This window comes from Syntrophomonas sp. UBA5494 (assembly GCF_002426325.1).
On sequence record NZ_DIPG01000099.1, the window covers coordinates 6,866 to 11,100 of the forward strand.

Consider the following 4,235-nt stretch of genomic DNA (forward strand, 5'->3'; position numbering starts at 1 on the left):
GACCGCAAAAAAGATGTCATCATCAGCGGAGGGGAAAATATTTATCCGGTACAAGTAGAGGATTTCCTGCGCGCCCACCCGGCAATAAAAGATGTTGCGGTAATCGGCCTGCCTGATAAGCGTCTCGGTGAGATTTCGGCCGCCATCATCGAACTCAAACCGGGCTGCGAGTACAGCGAGGAAGACATCCGGGCATTTTGCGCTCCCATGCCGCGTTACAAACGCCCGCGTGCCATAATCTTTGATGAGGTTCCGCGCAATCCCACCGGCAAAATTGAAAAACCCCGGTTAAGGGAAAAATATGGTGCGGTCAGTCTGGTGGCGGTACAAACCGGAAGCTGATTAACCGCACATTAATGAATGCTGCGAAAAATTCTTTATATCATTTATTGCCATAAAGGGGCTGATTCCCATGACATTTGGGATTCAGCCCCTTCAAGCCTTATGCTTGGGATTTCCGTTTCGTTTACCCTATTGACCCAATCTTATGTTTTTGAATGCAATAGTCTGGTTCTTGATCGCTGTTTCGGTGGGAAGCCTTTCGATGCTGGAAGCACCAAAGAAACCATCCACTCCCCGGGTGTGACTCAGGACATATTGCGCATCCGCCGGTTCGGCTATGGGACCGCCGTGACAGATGACCATGATGTCAGGATTAACAGATTTTCCGGCATCATGAATGGCCTGCACCCGCTTAACCGCCTCATCCAGATCCATAGCAGTCTCGGCCCCGATAGTGCCTTTGCTGGTCAAACCCATGTGAGCAACCAGCACATCCGCACCTGCCTGGGCCATCTTCCTGGCATCTTCTTCATCGAACACATAGGGGGTGGTGAATAATCCAACCTCATGTGCTTTGCCGATCATTTCAATTTCCAGTCCATAACCCATGCCGGTTTCTTCGAGGTTGGCCCTGAACTTCCCGTCGATCAAGCCTACTGTAGGGAAATTCTGCACCCCGGCAAAGCCCATATCCTTTAATTGCCTCAGGAAATATTCCATGTCCCGGAAAGGATCTGTGCCGCATACCCCGGCTAGAACAGGAGTATCCTTTACGATGGTCAGCACCTCCCGGGCCATTTCCACCACAACTTGATTGGCGTCTCCATAAGGCATCAGCCCGGCCAGGGAACCCCTACCGGCCATTCTATAGCGGCCTGAATTGTAAATGATGATCATATCCACACCGCCAGCTTCGGCCGATTTGGCAGAAATGCCGGTTCCGGCACCTGCGCCTATCAGCGGCCGGCCGGCTTTAATCTGTTCTTGCAGCCTTGCCCGCACTTTTTCTATAGTCCACGCCACAGTATGAAGACCCCCTTTGATTATTTTTCCAGCATATCAACCAGTTTCTTAGCCATCGCCAGAGCAAATGCTTCATCATTGATATTATTGTCCATCTCTATCAACTCAACTTTATCCTGATTTATGTTGTCTCTCAGGGCATCAAACAGAGCCCGGTCTTCTTCAGGGCCATAGAAAGGCTGACCTTCGGCATCAATCAGTGAAACCCCTTTCAGCGGTAAAAACAGCGCGGTTGCTCCGGTGGTCATGTTCAGCTTGTCAGCGATAATCAGGCCCAACTGCCGGTTTTCATCAACCGTGGTACGCATTAAAGTAACCGTGGCATTATGTTTATAGAGCTTCCTGTCCTTGAACTGTGCTGGAACCGTATCCATAGGACCAAAATTGACCATATCCAGTGCACCTGTTGAGACCACCTGAGGAATTCCCATCTGTGCTGCCGCTTCCAGTCTATGGGGACCTGCGCTAAAGACCCCGCCCACCAGTTCATCACACCATTCTGTAGTGGTGATATCCAATACGCCTTTTATAAAGCCGGCAGTTATTAAGGCTTCCATCGATCCTCCGCCAGCTCCGGTAGCATGGAAAACCAGTACTTCGTAGCCTTTTGACTCCAAGTATTCACGAGCTGAAGTAACGCAGGGCGTTGTCACCCCAAACATGGTGGCTGCCAGGAGGGGCTTTTCATGTTCCAGGACTGGAGTAACCCCTTTTGCCATGCCGGCAATGGCAAAGGCGGCGTTGGCCAGGATTTTTGAGGATATCGAATTTATCCCAGAGATGTCTACCACGGAGTACATCATAGTGATGTCTTTGTTTCCCACATAAGGCCTGGTATCTCCGGAGGCAACCGTTGAAACCATCAGTTTGGGGATTCCCACCGGCAATGCTTGCATGGCATGGGTGCCGATGGTGGTGCCGGCGGTTCCGCCCAGACTTATTATGCCCGCGATCATATCTTGTTTTTCCAGCTCGGAGACGACTTTCGCACTGCCTTTCATCATCACATCCACAGCCCGGCCTCTGTCATTGGCTGCGATAAGTTCGGCCAGTTCCGTACCGCCAGCTTCGGCCACGATGCTGTTGGATATATCGGGTTGGAAATGGGGGATACCCAGCACTCCGGCGTTGACAACCAGCGCTTGTACACCTTGGGATTCAATGATGTCTTTGATAAACTTGAATTCCGCGCCCTTGGTATCAAGAGTCCCTAAAATTACAACTTTTTTCAAGACCACATGCCCCCTTTTAATATCGGCCACATTCCACTCTGAAAACGACATCCTATAAACCCAGTCTATTTCATACACCATAATATGTAAATTTATAATTAGAACACCCTGAAAATAGGGATCCAGGGGATGCAAATATCGTAACCAGATTAATTGAAAGTATTATTTGCTGAGCTTTTCTTTCCCATAAGTGCCAGGTTTTTTCCACTACATATATATTCTCCATTAAGGCATTAATTAACAAATTAATCTATAGGCCAATCTGACAAACTATATAGTCCTTTAACAGCATGGATAAGACAAGGTAAAAAAAACTGTATGGCACTATAGCCATGTCGTTACTGATATTTCCGATTATTAAAATAAAGCCTACAGTTGGCTTTTGTAGTATGATTGCTCATAAGGAAAGATAGCCCGAGCGGATTTTTCAACTGATGATTGGGTAATTAAAAGCTAAAGGAGAAGTTGTTTTTATACATGCACAATAATTGGAAAAAGAACATTGTTATATTTTTAGCCAGCCAGAATATATCATTGTTTGGATCGATGCTGGTTCAGTATGCTATAACCTGGTACATCACTTTGCAGACCCAATCCGGTGTGATGATGACTGTCGCTATTATTTGCGGATTTGTACCCACTTTTTTTATTTCCCCGTTTGCCGGGGTATGGGCCGATCGCTATAATCGCAAGCTGCTTATTATAGCCTCAGATTCTTTAACAGCGATAACTACATTGATTTTAGCAATTCTGTTTATCATGGGCCACGGTTCGATATGGCTGCTTTTTGTAGCATCTGCTATACGCTCCATCGGTACCGGTATTCAGACCCCTGCGCTGGGAGCAATTCTTCCCGATTTAGTCCCTGAGGACATGCTTACCAGAGTGAACGGGGTAAACAGCAGCATTCAATCTCTGGTTTTCCTGGTTTCGCCTCTGCTCAGCGGAGCGCTTTTGACTCTGGCTACCATCGAAGCCATATTTTTTATCGACGTAGTAACAGCGGCAATAGCGGTCTTTATATTATCTTTGCTGAATGTCAAACTCCATGCCAAAGCGCTTCAGAAGTCTGACATCAGCTATTTTGGCGATATGCAACAAGGCCTCAGGTACATCAGCAATCACGGGTTTATAAGAACCCTTTTTATATTTTGCGGGATATTTTTTATATTGGCGGCCCCGTTATCATTTTTGACCCCGCTGCAGGTAACACGCAGCTTCGGGGCCGAGGTCTGGCGTCTGACTGCCATTGAGGTGGCCTTTTCTGTCGGGATGATGGCAGGGGGCATAATCATCGCCGCCTGGGGCGGTTTCAAAAACCGACTTCACACTATGATAACCTCAGTTGTGGTCATCGCAGTAGGCACCTTTGCACTGGGAATTGTCCCTATATTTTGGATTTACCTTGCTATTATGGGGATGGTCGGCATGGTTCTGCCCATGTTCAACACCCCCTTCATCGTATTACTGCAAGAGAAGGTGGAAACAGATTTTTTGGGGAGGGTATTCAGTGTTTTAAATATGATATCCAGCTCCATTATGCCTCTGGCTATGCTGGTGTATGGACCGGCAGCCGACATGATCAGAATCGAATGGCTCTTGCTGGGAACCGGCCTATTAATACTTGTGGAAGGTTTTTTCATGTTAGGCAATAAGGTGTTGATTGAAGCCGGAAAACCGGAAAACAAATTGGAACCT

At 47.5% G+C, this 4,235-nt stretch carries 4 protein-coding genes; 2 read left to right on the forward strand and 2 right to left on the reverse strand.

What is annotated here, in order from left to right; genetic code table 11:
* The coding region (locus B3W37_RS11000) for an AMP-binding enzyme (RefSeq protein WP_483175775.1) at window positions 1-342 on the forward strand (342 nt) is incomplete at its 5' end.
* Between the two features lie 129 nt (window positions 343-471).
* Here the strand turns inward: B3W37_RS11000 and B3W37_RS11005 are convergent.
* Both B3W37_RS11005 and B3W37_RS11010 read right to left on the reverse strand, forming a co-directional pair.
* Window positions 472-1,305 (reverse strand): phosphoenolpyruvate hydrolase family protein, encoded by an 834-nt coding sequence (locus tag B3W37_RS11005; RefSeq protein ID WP_483168719.1) that lies wholly within the window; start codon window positions 1,303-1,305, stop codon window positions 472-474.
* Between the two features lie 20 nt (window positions 1,306-1,325).
* Window positions 1,326-2,537, reverse strand: coding sequence for a Tm-1-like ATP-binding domain-containing protein (locus B3W37_RS11010; RefSeq protein ID WP_483175777.1), 1,212 nt, complete (start codon window positions 2,535-2,537; stop codon window positions 1,326-1,328).
* A gap of 477 nt (window positions 2,538-3,014) precedes the next feature.
* Between B3W37_RS11010 and B3W37_RS11015 the strand changes: the two genes are divergently transcribed.
* On the forward strand, window positions 3,015-4,235 hold a 1,221-nt coding region (locus B3W37_RS11015), incomplete at its 3' end, for an MFS transporter (protein WP_483175778.1).